The sequence below is a fragment of the Flavobacterium sp. 270 genome (assembly GCF_004368785.1).
In the GTDB taxonomy this organism is placed as follows: Bacteria; Bacteroidota; Bacteroidia; order Flavobacteriales; family Flavobacteriaceae; genus Flavobacterium.
The window spans coordinates 399431-424486 of sequence record NZ_SODM01000005.1 but is presented as its reverse complement, the minus strand read 5'-3'; the positions used below and the strand labels follow the sequence as shown (position 1 = coordinate 424486).

The following is a 25056-nucleotide window of genomic DNA, read 5'->3' as shown; positions in this document are numbered from 1 at the left end:
TAAGCCTTATCTTTTGGAATTTGGAATTTTTAAAATTGGAATTTAAAATTATGTATTTTAGCAAAAAAATAAATTATGAGCAAGAACATCATCTTAACGAATCAGGAAATTGAGCACAAAATAAAACGTATCGCATATCAAATTTACGAGACTTTTGTTGACGAAGAAGAAGTTGTGATTGCAGGAATCGCTTCAAACGGTTCTATTTTTGCTCAGAAAATTGCTTTAGCCTTAAATACGATCTCCACTCTTAAAGTTTCACTTTGTGAGGTTATAGTTGACAAACAAAATCCGCAGCTGCCAATACAAACGTCATTAAGTATAGCAGAATACGAAAACAAAGGTTTAGTTCTGGTAGACGATGTACTAAATTCGGGTACGACATTAATTTATGCAGTTCGTCATTTTTTAGATGTTCCGCTTAAAAAATTCAAGACAGCGGTGCTTGTAGATAGAAACCATAAAAAATACCCTGTAAAAGCAGATTTTAAGGGTATTTCTTTATCGACATCTCTATTAGAGCATGTTCAGGTAGTTTTTGATGCAGAAGGCGGCGATTACGCTTCTTTAAGCTAGAATCTTTAATATATCTTCAACCGTTTCTTCGACAGTTCTATTATCTACTACCACTTTATGCTGCGCATGGTTGTAGTAGAAACTTCTGTCGAATAAATGTTTTGCAATAAACTCTCTCATTTCCTCTTCTTCCATATTAGCGATTAACGGGCGTTTGCTTTTGTTGAACACTAATCTATCATATAAAGTATCAATCGAAGCTTTTAAATAAATCGAAGTAACGTCATCTTTTTGCAGTAATTCATGATTATTGGCATAACATGGCGTTCCTCCTCCCAAACCAATTATGTTGTTTTCTGTAGAATTTAATAATTCTACGAACATTTCATGCTCTAATTTTCTAAAATAAATCTCTCCATACTGCTCGAAAATCTCATTTATAGATAAATTTGATTTTTTTTCGATGCATTTATCTAAATCGAGAAACGGAATATTTGTAATTTTTGACAAATTTTGGGCAATTGTTGACTTTCCGCAACCCATATAACCTAATAACACTATTTTTTTCATATTAATAAAACCTTATAAACTAACACGTTGGAAATTTTTCGTAAAAAAAGACAAATTTATAATAAAAATGCTTGGAAACTTCGAAAAAAACTCCTTATATTTGCACCCGCATTCAAGGAAAGAATATGACTCGATAGCTCAGTCGGTAGAGCACATCACTTTTAATGATGGGGTCCTGGGTTCGAGCCCCAGTCGGGTCACAAATTTAGTGATCAACACATAATTTCCTTGATAGCATTGACTCGATAGCTCAGTCGGTAGAGCACATCACTTTTAATGATGGGGTCCTGGGTTCGAGCCCCAGTCGGGTCACAAAAGGTCGAGTAATTTATTTTACTTGACCTTTTTTCATTTACGGCCACGTGGAGAAACGGTAGACTTGCCATCTTGAGGGGGTGGTGCTCGTAAGGGCGTGTGGGTTCAAATCCCACCGTGGTCACTTAAAAAAGCAAAAAGCCTGAGAATTTAGATTCTCAGGCTTTTTTTATGGCTGAAAAATTTCTTTCCGATTTATTTCTCCGACTTGAAAAAAATTTTCCCATAGAATAAAACACCAAAATATATCAATATACACAAAAATATCCAAGACCTAAACCCAATACGGCATCCAGCAGCAAAACCTTGCACAGATACGAGCAAAACCAAATATCCTATAAATCCAATTCCAAATTTTAAAATTCGCTCGACAGCTCCTATTTTTTGCGTGAAATAAACAATACAAAACGGAATGAAAAAACTCAACAGAGATGCGCCAATTTTGCTATTTAAATTTGCTTCCGAAGGCAAAGTGAGATAACCAATCGTAAGCATTAAAAATAAATTTAAAAGAATTAAAAAAAATCCATCAATCATAAAAGATGTAATTGTTTTATTTTGAGACATTTTATTTAATTCATGCAAATCTTCTTTATTAATTTGAAGAACATCACAAACCAGACTCAACGTTTTTCCACGTGGTTCATTTTTGTTATTTTCTATTCTTTGAATTGTTCTTAAATTCACTTTTGACAACTCAGCAAGTTCTTCTTGAGTAAACCCTTTTAACTTTCTTGTTTCACTAATTTTTTCCCCTATAGAATTCATATCAATTATAATTTATTTTATTCCAAAATTATTTTAAATAGCGCAATCTATTAACGACTAAACCATGACATTTTTACGACATTTGGCGCAATTACAAATTAAAACTTGTATTAATTGTAAATAAGTCTATTAATCCAGCATTAGAAAAAATGAAGTGTTTTTTTTCCTCAAATAATGTCTATTAAAGATTCTTAATAATCTAGAAAATTAAAATAATTATTTTAACTATTTATAAAAAAGAACTTCCGCTGCAAAAGAATCTTTCTTAAATTCGTCTCCAATTAATTAACCTACTAATCCCAAATTAGTTTTATGAAACACTTATTATTGCTATCATTTATTATGATAACGTTCTCGGGTTTTGCACAATCTGCAACCGGATATTTTGACAAAGCCATGAAAAAAGCCGAAGCAGGAAACACAAAAGGTGCCATTGCAGATTACACCAAAGCGATCAGCATGAATTCAAAATTTGTCGAGGCTTACCAAAACCGAGGCGTAGCAAAACTCAAACTAAACGACCTAAAAGGAGCTTTGGCCGATTTTAGCAAAACAATCGAATTGGACAGCATGAATGCAGATGCTTTTACCGGAAGAGCAAATGTAAACTACAAATTATTAAACTATCAGGGAACTATAGAAGACTGTACTTCTTCTCTTGGTTTAAATCCTAAAGATTATATCGCTTACAATCTTAGAGGTTTGGCTTATAATAAAATTGGCGATAAAAAGAATTCCTGCAAAGACTTTTCTAAAGCTATAGAATTAGGAAGCCAGAGCGCCATAAAAAACAAAGCTACATTTTGTAGATAATATTCAAAAAATATTTTTCAATATCACACTAAGCAATCTGCAGAAATCCATGCTGCAGATTGCTTTTTCATTTTATAATCACGTTAATTTCATAAAAAGTTATCCTTACATTTGCTGCAAAACAAAGATAAATGTCAATTCTTAAAAGAGAATACAACAAAGCTAAAACAGATAAAAATTCTGGTTTCGGAACTAATGCAAACAGTTACGGCGGAAGGTTTGTAAACAAAGACGGAACTGCAAATGTAGAAAAAAGAGGTATGCATTTTCTGCACCGCATTAGCTGGTACCATACCATGATTAATATGCCAAACTGGAAATTTATGTTTATCCTGTTTGCTTTCTATATCATAATCAATTTTATTTTTGCCATTATCTACCACGCTATCGGAATAGAACATCTGGATGGAGTTGCCGCGACTGGCAGCGTTTTAAATCAATTTGGACAGGCTTATTTTTTCAGTGCGCAAACTTTTACTACTGTAGGATACGGACACATTAGTCCCACAGGTTTTTTAACAAGCGCTTTGTCTGCTGCAGAAGCTTTAATTGGTTTATTAAGTTTTGCTATTGCAACGGGTTTATTCTTTGGAAGATTTAGCAAACCGACTGCTTATATAAAATTTTCAGACAATGCATTAATTTCGCCTTATGGAGAAAACAAAGGTTTAATGATACGTCTTGTTCCTTTTAAAAATACCAATTTTACAGATGCAAATGCAAAAATAACTTTAGCAATGAGCATTGAAGAAGACGGAGAAATGACCAATAAATTTTATTCGTTAGAATTAGAATTAGATCATATCAATGCACTTTCGCTAAGCTGGACTTTAGTACATCCTATAACAGAAGAAAGTCCTTTTTATAATTTCACAGCAGAGGATTTCAAAAAAACACATGGAGAAATTTTAGTTTTCATTACCACTTTTGACGATATGTTTAGTAATACGGTAGCAGCGAGAACCTCTTATACTTTTAACGAAATTATTTACGGAGCAAAATTCGAAACCATGTACGAAAAAAGCAGGGATAACTCTAAAACAATCTTATATCTAGACAAACTAAATAAAATTAATCCTATAAACTTTAACTAATTTGTCATTTTAGAAAGGCTTTTTGGCAGTATCTCAGATTTTATTTTACATTTGTTTACTTAATCCCCTAAAATGGTAAACAACATAAAAACGGTTTTTAGCATAAAAGACCTTGAAAATTTATCCGGAATAAAAGCCCATACAATACGTATCTGGGAAAAGAGATACAACATTCTTGAACCAATGCGTACTGATACTAATATCAGGCTTTACAATCTTCAAAACCTGCAGAAACTTTTAAATATAACCTTGCTTCACGAATACGGTTATAAGATTTCTAAAATTGCTACCTATTCTGAAGAAAAAATTCCGCAGTTAGTACGCGAAATTATCTCCAGAAAAAATGCTCAGAATTATGCTATTACTTCCTTCAAAATGGCAATGATGAATTTTGACCAGGAATTGTTCTTCAATACTTTTGACTGGCTGATTTCTGAAAAAACATTTAAAGAAGTTTTTAAAGAGCACTTCCTGCCTCTTCTTAAAGAATTGGGATTATTATGGCAGTCTGAAACCATTACTCCTGCAAATGAACACTTTATGAGTCATTTGATCAAACAAAAAATATTAATTTATACCGAAAGTCTTCAAATTAAAAAGCCAACAATAACCGATAGGGTGTTTGTGCTTTCACTTCCGTTAAATGAGATTCACCAGATTGGATTGCTTTATCTGCAATATGAATTATTATCTAAAGGATACAAAACAATTTATTTAGGCGAAAGTATGCCTATCGAAAACCTGCAGGATTTAACCAAGCATTTTGAAAATATTACGTTTGTTTCTTTTATGACGATTCAGCCTGACAGAAGTGTAATTAATCAATACGTAAAATCGATGGCTAACAAACTGCTTCAAAAAAACAATGAAATCTGGCTTATGGGCAAAATGGTAGAACATATCGACAGACAAAACTTATCCGAAAGAGTAAAGATTTACGATTGCATGGAAGAAACAATCAACTGTATATAATTATTTTGTTTAAAGTTTTTGTACATTTGTTAAACAAATGAAAAAAACTATCGCAATAATCGGATCGGGCTTTTCTGCATTAGCCGCCGCCTGTTACCTGGCTCAACAAGGAAACAGCGTAACTGTTTATGAAAAAAACGAATCTATTGGCGGCAGGGCAAGACAGTTTAAAAAAGAAGGCTTTACATTTGATATGGGGCCAAGCTGGTACTGGATGCCCGATGTTTTTGAACGTTTTTTTAATGATTTCAACAAAAAAACATCCGATTATTATGAACTTATCAAACTAAATCCCGCTTACAGGGTTTATTTTGGTGTCGAAGATTTTATAAGTATCTGCGACAATTTAGAAGAAATAAAAACCACTTTTGAAAACATAGAAACGGGAAGTGGTCAAAAACTTCAAAAATTTATCGATGAAGCAAAAAGCAATTATGATATTGCCATCAAAGATTTGGTTTATCGACCGGGAATTTCTCCACTCGAATTAATCACAGTACAGACAACTTTAAAACTAAATCAGTTTTTCAGTACCGTAAGCCGGGATATCAGAAAAGTTTTCAAGGACGAAAGACTGATTCAGATTCTCGAATTTCCCGTTTTATTTCTGGGTGCAAAACCCGATAAAACACCATCGTTTTATAATTTTATGAATTATGCCGATTTTGGCTTAGGAACCTGGCATCCGAAAACAGGAATGTTTGATGTCATTAAAGGAATTGAAAAACTCGCTCTCGAATTGGGAGTTACTATAAAAACCAATTCCCCAATAGACAAAATAGTTGTCGAAAACAAAACCGCTGTCGGAATTACGATTAAGGATCAATTTATCAAAGCCGATATTATTTTAAGCGGTGCCGATTATCATCATACAGAAACTTTATTAAATAAAGAAGACCGAAAATACTCCGAAGAATATTGGAAAAGCAGGGTTTTTGCCCCTTCTTCACTCCTGTTTTTTATAGGTTTTAATAAAAAGATAGCCAATATCTCGCATCATGCTTTATTTTTTGATGCTGATTTTAAGGAGCACGCCGCTGCTATTTACGATAATCCAAAATGGCCGGAGTCACCATTATTCTATGCCAATTTTCCATCAAAAACAGATTTATCTGCCGCTCCGGAAGGTATGGAAAGTGGTTTTTTCTTAATTCCCCTTGCACCCGGAATCACAGATACAGCAGCACTTCGGGAAGAATATTTTGAAAAAATAATAACACGTTTTGAAAAACTTACACAGCAAGAAGTAAAACAAAACATTATCTTTAAGAAATCGTATTGCAAAAACGACTTTATAACAGATTACAATGCCTATAAAGGAAATGCGTACGGAATGGCAAATACACTGCTTCAGACCGCATTTTTAAGGCCAAAACTAAAAAGTCCTAAAGTTCGTAATTTATATTTTACGGGACAGCTGACCGTTCCTGGCCCGGGCGTTCCTCCCGCTTTAATTTCTGGAAAACTAGCCGCCGAGTTAATTCAAAAATCCATTAGATCGAAAAAAGATGAAATCACTATTTGACACCGTTTCTTTCAAGTGCAGTAAATTGATTACCAAAAACTACAGCACTTCGTTCTCGCTTGCCGTAAACATGCTTTCACCAAGCATTAGAGAAGGCATTTACAGCATCTACGGATTTGTTCGTTTTGCTGATGAAATTGTCGATTCTTTTCACGATTACGACAAAGAATACCTTATCAACGATTTCGAAAAAGAATATTACAAAGCAATGGAAATGGGAATCAGCCTAAATCCGATTTTAAATTCTTTCCAGCATACCGTAAAGCAATACAACATTACAGATGATCTCATTCAGGCTTTTCTAAAAAGCATGAAACTCGATCTTGTAAAATCAACTTACAATACACAAACCGAATACGAAGATTACATTTACGGCTCTGCAGATGTTGTCGGCTTAATGTGTCTTAAAGTATTTGTTGCCGGAAAAGACCACAAATACGAACAACTTAAAGAAGAAGCCATGCATTTAGGATCTGCTTTTCAGAAAGTAAATTTCTTAAGAGATTTAAAAGATGATAATTTGGTTTTAAACCGAAATTATTTTCCAGGCGTAGATTTAAAATCTTTCGATGAAAATGCAAAAAATACGATTATAAAAGAAATCGAAGAAGATTTTAGAATCGCGCTTCAAGGCATTATCAAATTACCGCTTGAAGCCAAATTTGGTGTTTACACCGCATATATCTATTATAAAAAACTGCTTCAAAAACTAAAAAACACACCATATCATGAAATCGGAAACTCAAGAATTCGGGTTTCTAATTATACCAAAGCCGGGCTTTTAGCGCAAAGTTTTGTTACTTATAAGCTGAAGTTGGTCTAATATTTTAAGCCATTCAGCCGAAATAATTTAAATTATACTTTTAATATATAAAACATAAAAATGATTTCTTTTTTAATCTTTCTCAGTGTTTTCCTCTTCATGGAATGTGTAACCTGGTTAACACATAAATACATTATGCATGGATTAATGTGGTATTTTCACGCAGATCATCACAAGCCAAAATACGAACATACTTTTGAGCGCAACGACATTTTCTTTGTCATATTTGCTACGCCAAGTATCATTCTTTTTTATTTTGGAGTACAAGGCGGATTCAATTATTTATTTTTTATCGCTTGTGGCGTTACACTTTATGGCATTTGCTATTTTTTAATTCATGATGTTTTAATTCACCAGCGTTTTAAATGGTTCAAAAACACCAAAAACAAATACCTCATCGGATTAAGAAAAGCGCATAAAATGCATCATAAACATCTTGGCAAAGAACACGGAGAATGTTTCGGAATGTTATTTGTCCCTTTTAAATACTATAAAATGTAAAATAAATTATGCCGTGTTTCCCGCAGATTTGATTGATTTAGCAGATTTAAATTAGTGTAATTGGTGCAATTCGTGGCAAAAAAGTTTCACGCAGATCTGGCAGATTGAGCAGATTTAAATTGGTGTAATTCGTGACAAGAAATTTTACACTGACAAACAAATTTTAGCAGATTTAAAAATGGTGTAATTTATGCAATTCGTGGCAAAAAAAGTTTCACGCAGATCTAGCAGATTGAGCAGATTTAAATTGATAAAATTCGTGACAAGAAATTTTACACTGACAAACAGATTTTAGCAGATTTAAAAATTGGTGTAATTCGTGCAATTCGTGGCAAAAAAGTTTCACGCAGATCTGGCAGATTGAGCAGATTTAAAAATTGGTGTAATCCGTGCAATTCGTGGCAAAAATACATTTGGAATTTGAAATTTAAATAATTGGAATTTAAATCATTATGAAAGTATATAAAATAGAAACCGTACAACACGTAAACACCAGCATCGAAGAATGTTGGGATTTTTTCTCCAGTCCGAAAAACCTTCAAACAATAACGTTAGACAATATGAGTTTTGAAATTCAGGATTTCGACGGAAAACGAATGTATCCCGGACAAATTATTACTTATACCCTAAAACCTCTTTTGGGAATTAAAGTTTCATGGGTAACCGAAATTACAGTTGCAAAAGAAAATGATTATTTTATCGATATTCAGCTTTTTGGTCCCTACAAATTATGGCACCACAAGCATTTTTTTGAAACTACAGAAACTGGTGTAAAAATGACTGATATTGTTCACTACGCTTTGCCTTTTGGTTTTTTAGGACGTATTATGAATAAATTAGTTGTCGAAAATAAACTGAAAGCAATCTTTGATTACCGACGCAACAAAATCGAAGAACTATTTAATAAAACTGTTTAAGTTTTTGCAACAGATTTGTTTGCCACAAATTACACGAATTGCACTAATTTATAAGTGTAAATTGATTCGTGAAATTAGTGTAATTCGTGGCAAAAAAAAAATCCTTTCAATCCTTGTAATCTGTGGCAAAAACATTAAGCAAACCTCTCAACAATGACAAAACAAAAGATTTCTTTTTTCTGGTTCAGACGCGATTTGCGTTTAGATGATAATTTCGGATTGTTTAATGCCCTGCAATCTGATTTCCCTATAATTCCGTTATTTATTTTTGATGACGATATTTTGGACAATCTTCCAAAAAATGACGCCAGAGTTACCTTTATATATGACTCACTCGAAAAAATAAATGCCGAATTAAACAAAAGCAACTCCTCCATTCTAATTAAAAAAGGAAAAACAAAAGAAGTCTGGAAATCACTTGTTGAAGAATTTGACGTTCAAAGCGTTTTCTTCAATAAAGATTACGAACCTTACGCCATAAAACGCGATCAGGAAATTTCGGCTTTATTAAAAGAAAATAATACCGAAGTTTCATTCTTTAAAGACCACGTAATTTTCGAAGAAAAAGAAATCACAAAAGCCGACGGACTTCCATATACCGTTTATACACCCTATAAAAACAAATGGCTCGAAAAATACCATCTTTCAGGACAAGCTCCGGAATACGACACAAAACCTTTGTTTTCTAATTTTACCAAAACCGAATTTCAGTTCCCGCAATTAGCTGCAATTGGTTTTGAGAGAAGTGCCATAAAAGTACTTCCCCACAATTTATCTCAAATTGCCAATTATAAAGACATACGTGATTTTCCAGCTATAGACGGTACTTCTTACCTTTCGCCGCATTTGCGTTTTGGAACCGTGAGCATAAGAAAATTAGTAAATTGGGCCAATCATAAAAACCAGACTTTTTTAAGCGAATTAATCTGGAGAGAATTTTTTATTCAGATTCTTTTTAGTTTCCCGAACTGTGTCAATCATAATTTTAAATCGGCTTATGATGGCATTCAATGGCGTAATAACGAAGACGATTTTAAACGCTGGTGTTCTGGAACAACCGGCTACCCAATGGTCGATGCCGGAATGCGTCAGCTTAATGAAACCGGTTATATGCACAATCGTGTGCGAATGGTTGTTGCAAGTTTTTTATGCAAACATTTACTCATAAACTGGCAATGGGGCGAAGCTTATTTTGCCGAAAAATTATTAGATTTTGAATTAGCATCCAACGTTGGCAACTGGCAGTGGGCTGCAGGAACAGGCTGCGATGCCGCGCCGTATTTTAGGGTTTTTAATCCCGAAATTCAGCAAAAGAAATTTGACGAAAAAGGAATCTACATTCGCAAATGGATTCCCGAATTTGATTTAGGTTATAATGAACCAATGGTAGATCATGCTTTTGCCAGAGATCGTGCGATTGCAACTTATAAAGCGGGGATTTTAAAGTAGATTTGGTATGATACTGCTTCTCAATTAACGGTTGAAGCCTGAAACGAATTATTGTTCCTGTCCTTTTTTATTTGCAGTAATTTTTTCTTCAAGATAAACAATCATTTTCTTTAAAGTATCAATTGTCTCTTTTCTTGCTTCAGCAAGATCTTTATAGTTTATTTCATTTTCTGAAAAATCTTGATTTAAATTATCTTCCACGATCATTGGTCCTTTACCTTTTACCAACCAATCGCAGCTATAACGGGGATAATTTTCAACCAATTTCAGCAGCCATTTAGACTGAATATCACTATTATTAACCAAAGCACGTGACAAAACACCCTTACTAGCACCAATTCTATGCTCGAGTCCGGTTATTGTTATCCCCTCATTTTCAGCCAATTGCTTAAACCTTTCTACTATATTATTCATCAATGTAGGAAATTATCTTCGAAATAATTTGTAAGTTGAAAATTATCTTCTACCTTTGTCCCAATTTTTAAAACCAACAGAACAATGGACAAAAGTAAAACAAAAATTTACAAATCCTATGATTCAAACATTTTAGAAGCTTTGTTTTTAAAGTATGGTGTTTCTAAATATTATCTCCGAAAATGCATTGCTGGCAACGTTCAGGGTATTAAGCCGGATAATATAAAAAAGGATTATGTAATAATGGAAAAAGCCAGTAAGGATATTGTCTCCATACTGCTTAAAAAAACGAACTAAGAAACCAACAATTATTTAAATGAAGAGGAAAAATGAAGAAAAAAATCAACTCGCTGTTTGAAAGATGTAATATCGCAACAGCGGAGACAAAAAAAATCAAAATCAGGCAGGTAAGAATATAAGCTGCGGCAATACCACAACAGCCGCCAAAAATCTGCAAACCATTTATACATCTATACAGAATACCCAACATTCATTTAGATCTATTTTATATGCCATTAAGACAAAAGTAAAATCCAAACTTTTGTAATCTTTCCAAAAACAGTTTTAAACAATTTGCATTTTATCTGGATCTTTCTCCAGATAACTATATGCACATAAAACAATATATGATTCGCAAAATTAACAAGTTTTTTACGACTAATTTATTTGTTTTTCCATCTTCCAATTGTATTGAACATTATGTGTATCGACTATAGTATAGTGACTGATTCACATTTAGTTGATAATACAAGACGGTTATTTTAATTGTAATAAAAATTTCAAATTTAAAACAACTTAATAATTAGATTATGAATAAAAATCTATTCTTAACGTGGCTCATGCTTCTTACCGTATTATTTTCGGTTAGCACGAATGCACAAATGACGATTGGAGGCAAAAAAGAGCCCGAAGCTTTTTCTGTTTTGGAACTGCTTAATAAAGGCGGACTTCGACTGCCTCAAATGACTACTGCAGAGCGTAATGCTTTTGCTGTACGAGGAAATACAAAAGGTGAAGGCCTTACAATCTACAATATCGATACCAAATGTGTGGAGTATTGGAATAAAACACGCTGGGTAAGTTTGTGTGAGGGTGATTCTCAAGCTGCAATCAGTCCGCAGCCTTGTATAGGTGTACCTGCTGACGGCAGCGGATGCAATAGTACATTTGCAATAACAGATCCGGATTGTCCTAATGGGCCATTTACAATCTCTATTTCAGCAGGAAGTGATTATGCACAATTAACAGATGTTGACAATGTAAACGGAACATTTAAACTTGCATTTAACACCAACGAAACGGTAAACATACATACTGTATTGGTACGTGTTACCAGCAGCTGTACCAGTTTATACAAAGAATTTTTATTCTCTCAAAATGGAGTAGATTGTACTTCAATGTCATACGCTGTACCAACTGTATCGCCTGCGTCACCATCGCTGACTTTGTGTACAGGCGGGGCAGTATATTTATCAGTTCCTGCCAATACAGCAAATCTTGATAAATTAATCTGGACGCGTAATGGAATTCAAGTAGCGCGCGGTGTATCTTATTATATTGCTTCGCAAAAAGGAAAATACAATGTTTCTATGGGTGCAGTAGGCTGTAATACCAATACAGCAAACGAGCGTACTGTAACAGAATCAGGTACAGTTGCGCCAACCAATATTACAATATTAGCTTCCAACAATGGTGTAATGTGCGGTACAAATGCTGTTACACTTACAGCATCTGGAACTACAGGAACAGTAGCCTGGTTTCATAATGGTGTAGAAGAAAAAACAGGAACAACGGTAAGTGTAAGCGGAGACAGTAATGTTGGCGAATGGTTTGCTGCCGTAAAAGACGGAAGCTGTTATTCTAAGCCTTCAAATACCGTGACCATTACAAAAAGCGCAGCGACAGGACAAGTAAATGTTCCAAATGCTGACGTTCTGGTAAATGGAGTTCCGTTAAATACTTTTACAACTTTTTGTGCTGGTGGAACTTTAAATTTAAGTGTTGCCAATAAGCAAAATGGTATTACTTATACCTGGTATAATGGTAATGATCTTATTACTGTAAATCCTTATATAGTACCTACAACACAGACCACAATGTCACTTCGTATGGTAGCGACAGACAACAGCGGCGTTCAGTGTCCTGCTGAAGCTGCAGTAATCGAAAAAAATGTAGTGAGCGGCAGTACACCTGAACAGCCGAATATTGTAGGTAACGCAACAATCTGTGACGGAAGTACCGATTTAACAATCGTTCCTGCGGTAGCGGGTACATATACCTATACCTGGTATAAAGATGGTGTAAAAATGGCCGATACTACGCCAGCTATTACAGTTAAAACACCAGATGTTACGTACAGTGCTACTGTAACTAATGCTACAGGATGTGCCAGTACATTGGCTGTGAAAAAAATAGCTGCAAATGTTTCTAGTTTACCTGTTCTTTCATGGGTTGCTAATCCTACTACTGCTAATTTTGCTGCAGTTGTTACTTTACAGACTGCCATTCAGTTTGGACCTGCAGATTCTTATACATGGACAGCAGACAAAGGTGCTACAGTTACAGGATCAGGAGCAAGTGTTACAATTAATCTTCCTGCAAGCGGAACTGATGGTACTGTGGTAAAAGTAACGGTAACAGCTCAAACAAGCTGTGGAAAATCAGTTGAGCTGGTTAATAATATTACTTTAAATAATGCCTGTCCTACACCAACACTTTCAGCACAGTCTGACTTGACTCAAAATGGAATAGCAGGAAAAGGAACAACAGTAAAAGTATCGATAGCAAACGGGGTAAGCCCTGCATACCAATGGTACTCTAATACAACAGCAAGTACAACAGGCGGTACAGCTATCAGCGGTGCAACAACAGCATCTTATGTATACACACCTGCTTCGGCTGGTACTTACTACTTATATTGTATCGCAACTAACGGATGTACAGGCAGTCCTACTGGAACTTCAGCTGTCTTTACAGTGACAGCGGCGGCTAATCCGGAAAATTTACAAGTTGGTACAGGCCAGTTTATAGGCAAAACCTGTTTCGATATAGCCAAGGGCAACGATAATGCCTACAGTTGTGGAACACTTTCAACACGTTTGTCACAAAGAACAGATTTTACACTAACAACATCTCAGGATCAGGCTGCCGGTACATCTGTAGCTGTTTATACAGGCACTCAGGTATATACCTTTATTGGTACCGGTTCTATCAGCAATGTACAGTTTATAAAAATAGATACGAATAATATTATCACCAGCCTTACCCCTGCTGCAAGTTATAGTGGTAGCTATCCAAGCGGTGGTACATTTAAAGCAACGGCGGTGTATGATAATACGCTGAACACAAGAGCAGCGGGCCTTACTACTGCCAATCCGCTTACAGCAGATATTTATGTAGTGTACAATAATGGTGCTGCTAATGTAGCGTTGAAACTGACAGCCAGCGTAAAAGACTGCGCTTGTTGCGGTGCGCCTACTACCACCGGTGGGTGGGTGAGCTTTATGTGCCACAACCTGGGTGCAGATGTGAGCGTAGATCCGTTCACTCCATCCCGTGCCCTTAACGGCACCTACTACCAGTGGGGTGCTAATGTGCCTATGAGTGGCCGAGCTTATACACCGCCTACTGCTTCGGCAGATGACAATGCGGGTGCAATTACCGGTTGGAATAGCAGTTGGACAGCGGCGGCTACAGCCTGGAACAGCAATACTGAAGCGACACCTAAAAAATCGGCTAATGATCCTTGCCCTACCGGCTGGAGAGTACCTACCCGTAATGAGTGGAAGAGCATTTATGTTACTGCCAATTGGGTGAATGTAGGACCGTTTACCTCAGGTTACAACAATTATAATAGCGGTAAAAAAGTTGGTCAGGGTTTATACCTGCCTGCGGCGGGCTTCCGCATCAACGGTAGTGGCGACTTGAGCAGTCGCGGCAACTACAGTATCTACTGGAGTAGTACGCAGAGCAATAGCTCCCTCGCCTACGACCTGACCTACGACAGTAGCACTGTGTACCCTGATCACCTCGACTACATAAGCTACGGCTGTAGTGTTCGTTGCGTGGCAGAATAATAAAAATAAAAAAATGAGATTTTTATCAAATTAATTGTATATCAATCCTTTCTCCCACAGGTCATTTGGTTGGTCTGTGGGAGTATTTTTAAAAGACTTATGTTTTAGGTACCTTTTACAATATGAAAAAAATGACATTGAAATATTACTGGGTTCTTTTAGCCTTATTTCTTCCTCTTAGCCTTTTGGCCGGTAAGCTGGAAGGTGATTATGGAGATTACACTGTGCGTAAATATTATATCGGCTTTTACCATGCCGGCAACTGGCAGTTGCTGGATAGCACGGAAGTAAATGTGTCGGGTCGTTTTTCCATCAGCCTGCCCGATAGTTTGCGTGGCAGCATCGTGGTGGTAGCCGCAGATGACCGAACGCCTAATAATGCTTTTAAAGACCTGCACGGTGACATTTCTGTTCAGTTTGTGTATGAGGGGCAGGATATCAGCTATACTACAAGCTGGCGCAACAATAGCGGTTATTTAAAATACGGCAAAGGCTGCGAGGCCACTACCGCATTAAAACAGCTGAATGAGACACTTGCCAAAGTGCAGGAGCGCATTTATTACATACAAAAGCTACAGGAGGGCATATCGCCCAAGGACGCTTTCTACACTGACCTGCACAATCAGTATGTAACAGAAGTAAAAAAGTTCAACAGCCTGTGTGATAGTGTGGCTGGTAATTTTCCCAAAGACAGTTATATGGCAATATATGCCGCCATGTTTAAGCAGGTATGCCCGCCAAAAGGCTTAACACTTGCCGACACGAACAAATGGATAAGCGAACATATGTTTGACTATACCAGTCTGCACAACCCGTTTACCGCGGATATTCCTTTGTTCAAAGGTATGCTGCAATATTATTTTTATATAAATCAGCCAGTGGGTGTTGTGCCGCAGGAAGAAATAGAGCAAAGCAAGGCAAACGCCAAAGAAAAGTTACTTGCCAAAAGCAGCGGTGCAGTGAGGGAAGTGGTGAATAGCCAATAGCTATCAAAGGTCAGAAACAGAAAAAGCGATGAGCAATAAGTCCTCAGCTATTGGCTTATAGAATGGATAAATCAAAACTATTAGCAGATCACAATAAACAGTAGTTGAGTAATGAATTGTAACAATAAGCTAATGACTAAAAATTAATTATGAAGACACGCCTTTTATTTTTTTGCTTTTTGTTTGCAGGAGCAGTACAGGCACAATCTGTAACCCTTCATTTTGCAGACCAGCCTAATGCGCCTGTGCATATAGACGCTCATATGGGATTGCAAACCGACATCCTGGTAAAAGCCACACTGGATGGCAGCGGCAGCTATACCTTTAAACCCGGTGCCCAATATGCGCCGGGCATGTGGGTAGTTTCCGTGGGCAAACAAGAAGGGGTAGAATTTATATGGAACGGCTCGGAAAACCTTACCATTGACGGCGACAGCAAAGGCATAAAAATCATTAACTCACCTGAAAATGACAACCTACGCACCTGGGGGCAACAACAGATGAAGCTTGCAGACAAGCTGCGTTTGTGCGAAACCGGTATGCAGGTGTATGCAGGTGAAAAAAGCAAACAACAATTTTTTATTACAGAAAATAAAATCCTGCAACAGCAGGCTGCCAAGTTCAACGGCACGCTGAGTAAATCCAAACTCTACGCCGCAAGCTTTATACGTTACATCGCAATGGAGCAATTTGGGCAGGCCATAGCAGCGCCGGTGCAGGACAAAAAATTGTGCGAACCGTTTTACAATTCTTTTAAAGACAGTACAGACCTGACAAAGCTCTACACAAGCGGCCACTGGTTCAACGTGATTAATACGGCTCTGGGTCTTTACCGCAAAGCGGGCAATGGCCTTGGGGAAGGCTTGCACCGCAAGGATTTTCCCATGGACATGATCTACATGCTGGCCAGTACCCGCAATGACGAAACCTTTAAAGTCTTTGGCAACGATATATTAATGATTTGTGAGCAGTTTGGCTGGGACGCTGAGCGCGACCATATACTGAATTATATAGTAGCATCCGAGCGTGTAAAACAACCCACGCCTTTTATGCAAAAGCTTTATGATGCCCAGGTGTACAAAATAGGATCGCCGGCGTCGGATATTGCGCTTAACGATGGCAGTTCTTTTTTTAGCCAGCCGGCCAGTCAATATTTGCTGCTATTTTTTAAGTCTGACTGCGATCATTGCCAACACGAAATAGCCGCATTAAAAGAACAGTACGAGACCCTAAAATCAAAAGGTGTGGCTGTACTGACAGTTTCCGCCGATACGGATGATATGGTAAATAAAACGTATTCCAATGCCTTTCCCTGGCAGCATGTATGCGACCTGAAAGGAATGTCGGGGCCTGACTTTGGCAACTATGGGGTAGTAGGCACTCCCACCATATTTATAATAGACAAGGATAAAAAAATAGCAGGCCGTTATGCAGGCATAGCAGAAATAATGGCAAAGCTGCAATAAACGGTATAAAGTTGTACGACGGTACAGAATGGGCATTTTGGAAATAACAAAAGCCATTATAAAACCAATCTAAAAAAAGAGCCCGATATATTATATCGGGCTCTTTTTTTAGATTAGTTTTATTCTATAACAGTGTTGCAAAATCTGAAATTTCCTTGAAATGTCCTCCTGAGCGAAGTCGGAGCAACGCATAGTTTTGCTTAATTCAGATTCTCTTTGCGTGGGCTTCGACTTCGCTCAGCCAGACAAAACAACTGTCCTCCTGAGCGAAGTCGAAGGAACGCATAGTTTTTCATCAATCAACTTATGCAATCTTGCCTAAAATTGGAATTTGGAATTTAAAAAGTTGAAAATTTCCTTCCTTAATATTTCAGATAATTATCAACCACGATTTTGGCTTTCAAATCAAACATTAAATTGTAAAGACCAAAGAAAGTTCGGTTCATATAAATAAAGTGCTTAGAACCGCGGTTTCCGTTCATTTTTCTAAGAGCGGTGTCGTTAGAGAAACGTTCTCCTAATTTAGCAATGCTCTCGAAGAAAGTTTCGTCTGAAAAATCGAAAGTTTCATGTTGAAAAGGTTTTGTAAAAAGCGACAATAAATCATGAAACATTTCGGTAAAATATTCGATTTCTGCCGGAGTATCGTCGTGGCGAAGAATTTCTAACTCAAACAATTTTTCATTGAAAAGCTTTTCATCCGTAATCACATTTTTATTGATTAACTCAAAATACGGAACATAAAAATCATTCGGAATTATTTTCATACATCCAAAATCAAGCGCGATTAACTGATTGTGTTCATCAACCAAAAAATTTCCCGGATGCGGATCTGCGTGTACTTTTTTCAAAACATGAATTTGGTACATATAAAAATCCCAAAGCGCCTGCCCTATTTTGTCGCCCACTTCCTGATCTTTATTGACTGCGGTAAATTCAGAAAGATGAATTCCCGTCATCCAGTCCATCGTGATGATTTTCTCTGAAGAAAACTCTGGGTAATAATTCGGAAAAGTTATGTTTTCTATTTTGTTGCAGGCCGCCACAACTTCTTTGCTTTGTTCTAGTTCTAATAAATAATTGGTTTCTTCGATCAGTTTATCTTCAACTTCTTTAAAATATTTATCAGAATCTTTTCCTTGCAGATTAAACATTCTGATCGCGATAGGTTTTACCAAAGCCAAATCTGACGAAATGCTATTGGCAACACCCGGATACTGAATTTTTACAGCCAGTTTTTTATTGTCTTTTACAGCCAAATGCACTTGACCAATACTGGCCGCGTTTACAGAATTGGCATTAAATTCATCAAAAATTTCGTAAGGTGTTTTTCCGAAATTGTTTTTAAACGTTTTTAAAACCAAAGGCGCTGATAATGGCGGAACAGAAAATTGCGACAAAGAAAATTTTTCTACATACGCCTGCGGCAGAAAATTCTTGTCCATACTCAACATTTGCGCTACTTTTAGCGCACTTCCTTTTAGGCTTTTAAGTCCGTCGTAAATATCTTCGGCGTTATTTTCGTTCAGTTTATCGCGCGTTAAATCCGGATTAACTATTTTTTCGGCATAATGCTTTACATAATTTACTCCGATTTTGGCGCCCGTCTGAACCAGTTTTCCGGCTCTTTCTATTTTTGAGGTAGGGATATAATCTATGGTTTTCATTGTTTGCTGTACATTTTTTCTTTAAAAAGAAATTTCCCCAAATCGATAAGATGATTCATGGGCGCCACATTCATTAATTCGAATGAAGCATTAACTGATTTTTCGATAAAAATATCGGTTTTCTCAAAAGCCGGAGAAGCATCTTCCATCCAGAATTTTATGGTTAGCATTAATTGTAACCAGGCAGATTCCTGAATTGTTTTTTCCTGAAATTTCTGCAATTTCTCTACTTCTAATCTGTAATCGTCGGTAAGGATTTCTGAAACGTATTCTTTAAAGCTTTCGCGAAGTGAAGTTAACTGTACCAGATTTTTAAGCGGATTTCTGTCCATTTTTAAAACTTCGATCACATAACTTCTGTTGGCTGTGAGTACTTCGAAGAAAGTAAAATAAAAGCTCAGCATTTTATTTTTCATGTCATATTGCTGATACTCTTCGTTTTTATGAAGAAGACTAACTGTGTTTTCAAAAAACAGTCTGAAAATTTCTTTTTCCAGACCTTCTAATGTTCCGAAAAAAGCATAAAATTCAGCTTCTGTAAAATCATTTTCTTTAGCAAAAAGATAAACCGATTTTGGTTTTTGTCCCTTTTCTAAAATGGTATTCATATATATTGAAACAATATCTTCTTTGCTGATACTCTTCTTTTTAGTTGTCATTTTGTAAAATTTTAAATTTGCCTTAAAGGTAAGCAATGTTTAATTATCTTTACTGATCCCTAAACAGAATCTATTGTTAAATAATATATAAACTATGATGACCAAAAACGTTTTATTAACGGGTGGAACCGGGTTTATTGGCAAACATTTAACCGACCTCCTACTTCACAACGGCTTTTCTGTATCTGTACTAAGCCGCTCAACACACACAAGCAACTCTCCTATTGATTACTACAAATGGGATTTGAAACACAATTACATTGACGAACAGGCAATCTTAAACGCAGATTATATTGTACATCTCGCAGGCGAAGGAATTGTGGAGAAAAGATGGACAAAAAGGCGAAAGAATGTAATAGTAGAAAGTCGTGTAAAACCTATTGAAATGATACATGCTGTTCTTGAAAAAAACCAAAAATCACTCAATGCCTTTGTCTCTGCTTCTGGTGTTGGCATTTATGGCGCCATAACCAATCATAAAATCTGTAACGAAAGTACGCATCCTGCAAATGATTTTTTGGGCAAAACCTGCCAAAAATGGGAAGGTGCCGCCGATCGTATTTCTGCATTAGGTATTAGAACTGTAAAAATCAGAACCGGAATTGTTTTTGGCAAAGACGAAGGCTTTCTAAAAAAAATGGCTCCTAGTTTTAAATCCGGATTTGGCACCATTTTAGGAACCGGAAGACAATACCTGCCCTGGATACATATTGATGATTTATGTCAAATCTATCTCAAAGCAATTGTCTCTGACGAATTAGCTGGTCCATACAATGCTTGTGTTACAGACACTACAACAAACTCAAGATTTGCTAAAACACTTGCCAGTATTTATGGTTATAGAATCTGGCTGCCTAAAGTACCTTCTTTTGTACTCAGAATTGTTTTGGGTGAAATGAGTAAAGCAGTACTAAAAGGACGCAGGGCTTCTTCTGAAAAAATCCAGAGAACGGGTTTCGAGTTTCAATTTACAGACTTAGAGCGCGCTTTGGTCAATTGCATCAAGTAAATTTATTTTAAAGTCAGATATACAAGCTCGTCACTGTAAACGGTACCTGTTAATTCTGTGTTTGCAGTTGTAGCAATTTTTGAAGCTATCGCCTTTGGAAATTGAATATTAAAGTCGGAAACCTTTATCGGAAAATCAGATAGGATCTGAATACCGTCAGCCACTTTTTTTATCAATGCCGTAACCGTAATTTCTCTTGATTTGCCGCGCAATACAAGTTTTCCTTTAATTTGATATTCCTTTTCGACTTCATTGATGTCTTTTAAATCAAATTTTTGAATTTTACCTTTAAAAACAGCTTTAGGATAACGACTGCTTTCCATATAATTTTCATTAAAATGCTGTTGCATCATATCGAGTTTAAAGCGAAAATCTTTGATGAGAACGGTGCAGATAAACATACTGCTTTTGGGTTCTAAAATTATGGCAACTTGTCGGTTGACAGCTTTTACTTCTTCAAAAAAAGGAACTGAAGCTTCAAAATTTATAGTGCCGGTTGTGGTAAAAAATTTTTCCTGGGCAATAACGGAAAAAGCAGTAAATAATAGTAATAAGGTAAATGTTTTCATAATCGTCTGCATTTAAACAATTATGTCATCCGGATTTTTTTAATTAATAATGAAGGCGAAAAAAAACTGAATGGCAGTACTCCGTGAAAAAAACAAGAATCTAGATCCTTGTACTTAAAGTTACGAAATTTTCTGCCTTTCAGCCTTGTATTTACTGCTAAATATTTGTGAAAAATTTTAACATTATAAAGCGCAGGATTTTTTGCTGCAAAGTACTTTTTTTATTGTTGAACTTCGGTGCAGATTTCTATTAAAAATCCGTCTAAATCCCTGATATAGGCAACAACTTGTCCCCACGGTTTTTCTTTTGGTTCTGATACCAGCACGGCGCCAAAAGTAGTTGCTTTTTGTACAATTCCCGGAACATCGTCTGTTATAAATCCTATTTCTATTGCAAAAGGTTTATCGGCCAGATTACTTTCTACAAAACCTTCTTTTAAATTTGAAGCTGCCAATTCTTTTGAAGCAAATGAGATCGTAGTTTCTCCGGTGCTTAATTCACCATACGTATTATCCGGCGTTATAAATTTTCTTGAAAATCCAAAAGCGTTTTCATAGAATTCAATTGAAGCTTCTACATTTTCTACATATAAAATTGTGTATCCAAATTTTACCATTTTTGTTTGTTTTTTGAATTTATAAATTGTTTGTATTTCACTTTCACAATCTTGTCATCCCGAGGAACGAGGGATCTCCGCTAGAAGCTCGACAAAGATTGGAGAATAGCTTTACGGAGCTTCTTGTGGAGATCCCTCGTTCCTCGGGATGACAAGATTATGTTAATCATGCAGACTCAATAATATTGCGTTAAAAAGAACACAAAAAATTATCCTATTTCCAGCAATACATTGTACTTATTTAAACTTGCCAAATCTTCAATAGAATTGATCGTCGTAATTTTAGAATGTTCTTCGAGTTCTTTTTTTCCTTCAATCTGTTTAATACATTTTCTAAAGCGACGCACTTCGTCTAAATTAGACAAAATAAGACCTGGAACAGAAACACTTTTTCCTTCTTTATCTTTGGCAACCATCGTAAAATAAGACGAATTACAATGCTTTACTACGCCTGTCTGAATATTTTCTGATTCAACACGAATCCCAACAATCATAGAACTTCTGCCCACATAGTTTACAGAGGCTTTCATGGTTACTAATTCACCAACTTCAATTGGTTTTAGGAAATTCACGGTATCAACAGAAGCGGTTACACAATAATTTCCTGAGAATTTGGATGCGCAGGCAAAAGCAATCTGATCTAATAATAGCAATATATAGCCTCCGTGAATTTTACCGCTAAAATTGGTATGCGAAGGCAGCATAAGTTCTGAAATACTTACTTTGGAAGAGGAAACGGGTTTAAAATCTGCAGTCATGTTTTTGGTTGTTTATTATGGTATTTAGTACTTAGTCATTTAGTCCTTAGTTTTTTAGTCTTTTAGTCATTAGTACTTAGTTAATAGTCTTTAATTCTGAATTCTTAGCTCTAAGGACTAAAAGACTAAAAAACTAAGGACTAATCTAATAATTCAGTCTCATCAGAAACCGAAGCTCTTGAGATAATATTTTCTGGAAGCGATTTCTTGGCCTTTGCTCCCATTTTCTTTAATTTTTCTACGCTTGTAATTAAGTTACCTTTACCGTCGACCAATTTGTTCATGGCGTTTTCGTATTCGGTTTTGGTATCTTTAATTTTATTTCCAATTCTAACTAAATCAGAAACAAAGCCTTCAAATTTATCATATAATGCTCCGGCTTGTCTGGCAATTTCAAAAGCGTTTTCCTGTTGTTTTTGGTTGGCCCACATACTGTCAATTGTACGTAAAGTTGCCAGAAGCGTACTTGGCGTAACAATTACAATATTACGTTCGAATGCTCTATTGTATAATGCGGCATCTTCGTTTAATGCAATAGCAAAAGCGGGCTCTATGGGAATAAAAAGCAATACAAAATCCGGACTTTCGATTTGATATAAATCGTGGTAATTTTTACTGCCAAGTTGTTCAACATGTCTTTTTATAGAACTAACATGTTCCTTTAGAAAATCAATTTTCAGGATTTCAGATTCTTCATTGATCCATTTTTCGTAGGCAACCAAAGACACTTTAGAATCTACAATCATTTTCTTTCCGTCCGGAAGATTAATCACAACATCCGGAAAAACACGATTTCCGTTAGTATTCGTAAAACTTTGCTGTACTTCGTATTCACGTCCTTTTTCTAAACCTGACTTTTCTAAAACGCGCTCCAAAACCAATTCACCCCAATTTCCCTGCATTTTGCTGTCGCCTTTTAATGCTTTGGTCAGGTTTAAGGTTTCTTTACTCATTTGAGCATTCATTTCGCTAAGCCCGACAATCTGCTGGCGCAGTGCGGCATGATAATCTATACTTTCTTTATGTGTTTGTTCTACTTTTTGTTCAAATCCCTGAATTTTATCTTGCAGCGGCAATAGAATATTTTTCATGTTTTCGCTGTTCTGCTCGGTAAATTTAGCCGACTTTTCTTCGAGGATTTTATTGGCTAAATTTTCAAATTCTTTGGTGAATTTTTCCTGCAGCTCGGTGATTTCGTTTTTTTGTTCTTTATGACGTTCCCACAAATTTTCAAAATCTACTTCTTTTTTAGAAAGCTGAATTGCCAGACTGTCCTTTTCGGTTCTAATGTTTTCTTTGTCTGCATTTGTAAACTGCAATTGCTTCTGAAAATTATTTCTTTCGGTTTCAAACTGCTCTTTCTGCAATTGCAATTGATTGGTATTGGCATTAAGTCTTTCTTCTAAGCTTACTTTTTCGGCCTGAAATCTTGCCGAAAACAACAATTTCCCTAAGTAAACACCTAAGATGAGGGCAATAACAAAAGTCAATAAAACCGGAAGAAAATCAACCATAACTTAATTTATTTTTAAGTAAAAGTACGCAATTATACGTAGTACGTAGTTTTTAAAATCAAAATTTCACGAATTAGTACTGATTCTAAATTAAATCAACATCACGAAAAAAAATAAAAAAAAAATAAAATCCATTACGCAACCATTTCAACAGAAGCACATCTACTAAATATAACCTATTAAAAATTTATCATGAAAAAATTAATGTTAAGCTTGTTTATAGCTTTAGGAATTAGCGGATGCTCACTGAATAATGACGATATGAATGTTGATTGCGGTGCATATACAGATTTAGCTTTTACGGGATTTCCTCTTCCATGCAATTACACTGTTAAAACTTTACCTACCAATCCTACTGCAATTGTTGTAGCTTCTCAGGAAAAACTGGATCAATATTTTGACAAACACAGTAACTCTTGTTCTGTTGCTGCAGATCCAACCATCGATTTTACAAAATACTATCTTGTGGGTATTTTTGCAGGAATTAAATCTACAGACGGATATGCTATAAAAATTACTACAGTTGTAGAAAATAAATGTCAGGTTGTAATTAATTTTTATGAGAAATCGCCTTTGTCAGGAGAAAATATCACTGCAGCTCCTTCTTATCCTTCAGATTATATTTTGATTCCAAAAACTACAAAACAAATCTTGTTTAATAAAACAACTGAGAGTTCTGACAATGCTGTAATAGGAACTTACGGTACTGCAAATACTTTTTATCAGATCAATGATTTCAACTACTTGAAATTTCTTAATGTAGTTACCGGAAAATTCAATTTTAATGAATACCAATATAATGTTACTCCTAAAAGAGGAGAATATACTGCATTCTTAAAAACAGTGCCAACAGAAATTTTAAACCTAAAAGGACAAACTAAAACATATGGTACGCCAGATCCTGCAAACGCTGGAAATGTATATTTTGAACTACGTCAGGGATCTTCTGTTACTAAAATTTATATTGATGCTAATGATACGCCAGATCAAAATACTGAAATAAAAATTTTCAAGAAAGCTATCAAAGATAAATTTTCAGCTGCAACTCCAAACTAATT

The 25056-nt window shown here is 35.8% G+C and carries 24 protein-coding genes and 3 tRNA genes; 18 read left to right on the top strand and 9 right to left on the bottom strand.

Features of this window, described 5'->3' with window-relative positions; translation table 11 throughout:
* Nucleotides 1–75: 75 nt before the first annotated feature.
* On the top strand, nucleotides 76–576 hold the full coding sequence (locus EV144_RS19270) for a phosphoribosyltransferase domain-containing protein (RefSeq protein WP_134150774.1): 501 nt from the start codon (nucleotides 76–78) through the stop codon (nucleotides 574–576).
* On the opposite strand, the gene EV144_RS19265 is transcribed toward EV144_RS19270, so the two are convergent.
* Nucleotides 568–1086, bottom strand: coding sequence for a shikimate kinase (locus tag EV144_RS19265; protein ID WP_134150773.1), 519 nt, complete (start codon nucleotides 1084–1086; stop codon nucleotides 568–570). The two genes, EV144_RS19270 and EV144_RS19265, sit on opposite strands and share 9 nt — an antisense overlap.
* A 127-nt stretch (nucleotides 1087–1213) precedes the next feature.
* On the opposite strand from EV144_RS19265, the gene EV144_RS19260 reads away from it, so the two are divergent.
* The 3 genes from EV144_RS19260 to EV144_RS19250 all read left to right on the top strand — a co-directional run bounded on the left by EV144_RS19260 (nucleotide 1214) and on the right by EV144_RS19250 (nucleotide 1525).
* Nucleotides 1214–1286: transfer RNA gene (locus EV144_RS19260), tRNA-Lys, on the top strand.
* A gap of 39 nt (nucleotides 1287–1325) precedes the next feature.
* Nucleotides 1326–1398: transfer RNA gene (locus EV144_RS19255), tRNA-Lys, on the top strand.
* Nucleotides 1399–1442: 44 nt separating this feature from the next.
* Nucleotides 1443–1525 (top strand) — tRNA-Leu (locus EV144_RS19250).
* 71 nt (nucleotides 1526–1596) lie between these two features.
* Here the strand turns inward: EV144_RS19250 and EV144_RS19245 are convergent.
* Nucleotides 1597–2169, bottom strand: a complete 573-nt coding sequence (locus tag EV144_RS19245; protein WP_134150772.1) for a helix-turn-helix domain-containing protein — start codon at nucleotides 2167–2169, stop codon at nucleotides 1597–1599.
* Nucleotides 2170–2481: 312 nt separating this feature from the next.
* On the opposite strand from EV144_RS19245, the gene EV144_RS19240 reads away from it, so the two are divergent.
* The 8 genes from EV144_RS19240 (at nucleotide 2482) to EV144_RS19205 (ending at nucleotide 10263) form a co-directional block, all read left to right on the top strand.
* Nucleotides 2482–2982, top strand: a complete 501-nt coding sequence (locus tag EV144_RS19240; RefSeq protein WP_243854713.1) for a tetratricopeptide repeat protein — start codon at nucleotides 2482–2484, stop codon at nucleotides 2980–2982.
* A gap of 131 nt (nucleotides 2983–3113) precedes the next feature.
* Nucleotides 3114–4076, top strand: a complete 963-nt coding sequence (locus EV144_RS19235; RefSeq protein WP_134150771.1) for an ion channel — start codon at nucleotides 3114–3116, stop codon at nucleotides 4074–4076.
* 72 nt (nucleotides 4077–4148) lie between these two features.
* Nucleotides 4149–5048, top strand: a complete 900-nt coding sequence (locus EV144_RS19230) for a MerR family transcriptional regulator (protein ID WP_134150770.1) — start codon at nucleotides 4149–4151, stop codon at nucleotides 5046–5048.
* A gap of 37 nt (nucleotides 5049–5085) precedes the next feature.
* Nucleotides 5086–6573 (top strand): phytoene desaturase family protein, encoded by a 1488-nt coding sequence (locus tag EV144_RS19225; RefSeq protein ID WP_134150769.1) that lies wholly within the window; start codon nucleotides 5086–5088, stop codon nucleotides 6571–6573.
* Nucleotides 6557–7396 carry a phytoene/squalene synthase family protein gene (locus EV144_RS19220; protein WP_134150768.1) on the top strand — a complete coding sequence of 280 codons (840 nt, stop codon included), beginning with the start codon at nucleotides 6557–6559 and terminating at the stop codon, nucleotides 7394–7396. The genes EV144_RS19225 and EV144_RS19220 overlap by 17 nt, the downstream gene beginning before the upstream one ends.
* A 60-nt stretch (nucleotides 7397–7456) precedes the next feature.
* Nucleotides 7457–7897: a sterol desaturase family protein gene (locus EV144_RS19215; protein WP_134150767.1), complete on the top strand. Its 441-nt coding sequence runs from the start codon at nucleotides 7457–7459 to the stop codon at nucleotides 7895–7897.
* A 452-nt stretch (nucleotides 7898–8349) separates the two neighbouring features.
* Complete coding sequence (locus EV144_RS19210) at nucleotides 8350–8814, top strand: SRPBCC family protein (RefSeq protein ID WP_134150766.1); 465 nt, start codon at nucleotides 8350–8352, stop codon at nucleotides 8812–8814.
* A 153-nt stretch (nucleotides 8815–8967) separates the two neighbouring features.
* A complete protein-coding gene (locus tag EV144_RS19205; RefSeq protein WP_134150765.1) occupies nucleotides 8968–10263 on the top strand; it encodes a cryptochrome/photolyase family protein in 1296 nt (431 codons plus the stop codon).
* Nucleotides 10264–10311: 48 nt separating this feature from the next.
* On the opposite strand, the gene EV144_RS19200 is transcribed toward EV144_RS19205, so the two are convergent.
* Nucleotides 10312–10677, bottom strand: coding sequence for a hypothetical protein (locus EV144_RS19200; RefSeq protein ID WP_134150764.1), 366 nt, complete (start codon nucleotides 10675–10677; stop codon nucleotides 10312–10314).
* Between the two features lie 84 nt (nucleotides 10678–10761).
* On the opposite strand from EV144_RS19200, the gene EV144_RS19195 reads away from it, so the two are divergent.
* The 4 genes from EV144_RS19195 to EV144_RS19180 all read left to right on the top strand — a co-directional run bounded on the left by EV144_RS19195 (nucleotide 10762) and on the right by EV144_RS19180 (nucleotide 17205).
* Nucleotides 10762–10974 carry a hypothetical protein gene (locus tag EV144_RS19195; RefSeq protein ID WP_134150763.1) on the top strand — a complete coding sequence of 71 codons (213 nt, stop codon included), beginning with the start codon at nucleotides 10762–10764 and terminating at the stop codon, nucleotides 10972–10974.
* A 512-nt stretch (nucleotides 10975–11486) separates the two neighbouring features.
* Nucleotides 11487–14753: an FISUMP domain-containing protein gene (locus tag EV144_RS19190; RefSeq protein ID WP_134150762.1), complete on the top strand. Its 3267-nt coding sequence runs from the start codon at nucleotides 11487–11489 to the stop codon at nucleotides 14751–14753.
* A gap of 122 nt (nucleotides 14754–14875) precedes the next feature.
* On the top strand, nucleotides 14876–15739 hold the full coding sequence (locus EV144_RS19185; RefSeq protein ID WP_134150761.1) for a hypothetical protein: 864 nt from the start codon (nucleotides 14876–14878) through the stop codon (nucleotides 15737–15739).
* Nucleotides 15740–15888: 149 nt separating this feature from the next.
* Entirely contained in the window at nucleotides 15889–17205 is a 1317-nt protein-coding gene (locus EV144_RS19180) for a peroxiredoxin family protein (protein ID WP_134150760.1), read from the top strand.
* A gap of 362 nt (nucleotides 17206–17567) precedes the next feature.
* Here the strand turns inward: EV144_RS19180 and EV144_RS19175 are convergent, their stop codons facing one another.
* Together EV144_RS19175 and EV144_RS19170 are read right to left on the bottom strand one after the other, a co-directional pair.
* Nucleotides 17568–18872, bottom strand: a complete 1305-nt coding sequence (locus EV144_RS19175) for an ABC1 kinase family protein (protein ID WP_134150759.1) — start codon at nucleotides 18870–18872, stop codon at nucleotides 17568–17570.
* Complete coding sequence (locus tag EV144_RS19170) at nucleotides 18869–19531, bottom strand: TetR family transcriptional regulator C-terminal domain-containing protein (RefSeq protein WP_134150758.1); 663 nt, start codon at nucleotides 19529–19531, stop codon at nucleotides 18869–18871. Before EV144_RS19170 ends, EV144_RS19175 begins: the two co-directional genes overlap by 4 nt.
* Before the next feature lie 94 nt (nucleotides 19532–19625).
* Between EV144_RS19170 and EV144_RS19165 the strand changes: the two genes are divergently transcribed.
* A complete protein-coding gene (locus tag EV144_RS19165; RefSeq protein ID WP_243854712.1) occupies nucleotides 19626–20540 on the top strand; it encodes a TIGR01777 family oxidoreductase in 915 nt (304 codons plus the stop codon).
* A 2-nt stretch (nucleotides 20541–20542) separates the two neighbouring features.
* Here the strand turns inward: EV144_RS19165 and EV144_RS19160 are convergent, their stop codons facing one another.
* The 4 genes from EV144_RS19160 to rmuC form a co-directional block, all read right to left on the bottom strand.
* Complete coding sequence (locus EV144_RS19160) at nucleotides 20543–21109, bottom strand: YceI family protein (protein ID WP_134150757.1); 567 nt, start codon at nucleotides 21107–21109, stop codon at nucleotides 20543–20545.
* Nucleotides 21110–21330: 221 nt separating this feature from the next.
* Entirely contained in the window at nucleotides 21331–21726 is a 396-nt protein-coding gene (locus EV144_RS19155) for a VOC family protein (RefSeq protein ID WP_134150756.1), read from the bottom strand.
* A gap of 209 nt (nucleotides 21727–21935) precedes the next feature.
* Nucleotides 21936–22484 carry an acyl-CoA thioesterase gene (locus tag EV144_RS19150; RefSeq protein WP_134150755.1) on the bottom strand — a complete coding sequence of 183 codons (549 nt, stop codon included), beginning with the start codon at nucleotides 22482–22484 and terminating at the stop codon, nucleotides 21936–21938.
* Nucleotides 22485–22624: 140 nt separating this feature from the next.
* Complete coding sequence (rmuC, locus tag EV144_RS19145) at nucleotides 22625–23998, bottom strand: DNA recombination protein RmuC (protein WP_134150754.1); 1374 nt, start codon at nucleotides 23996–23998, stop codon at nucleotides 22625–22627.
* A gap of 192 nt (nucleotides 23999–24190) precedes the next feature.
* On the opposite strand from rmuC, the gene EV144_RS19140 reads away from it, so the two are divergent.
* Complete coding sequence (locus EV144_RS19140) at nucleotides 24191–25054, top strand: protease complex subunit PrcB family protein (protein ID WP_134150753.1); 864 nt, start codon at nucleotides 24191–24193, stop codon at nucleotides 25052–25054.
* Nucleotides 25055–25056: the final 2 nt, after the last annotated feature.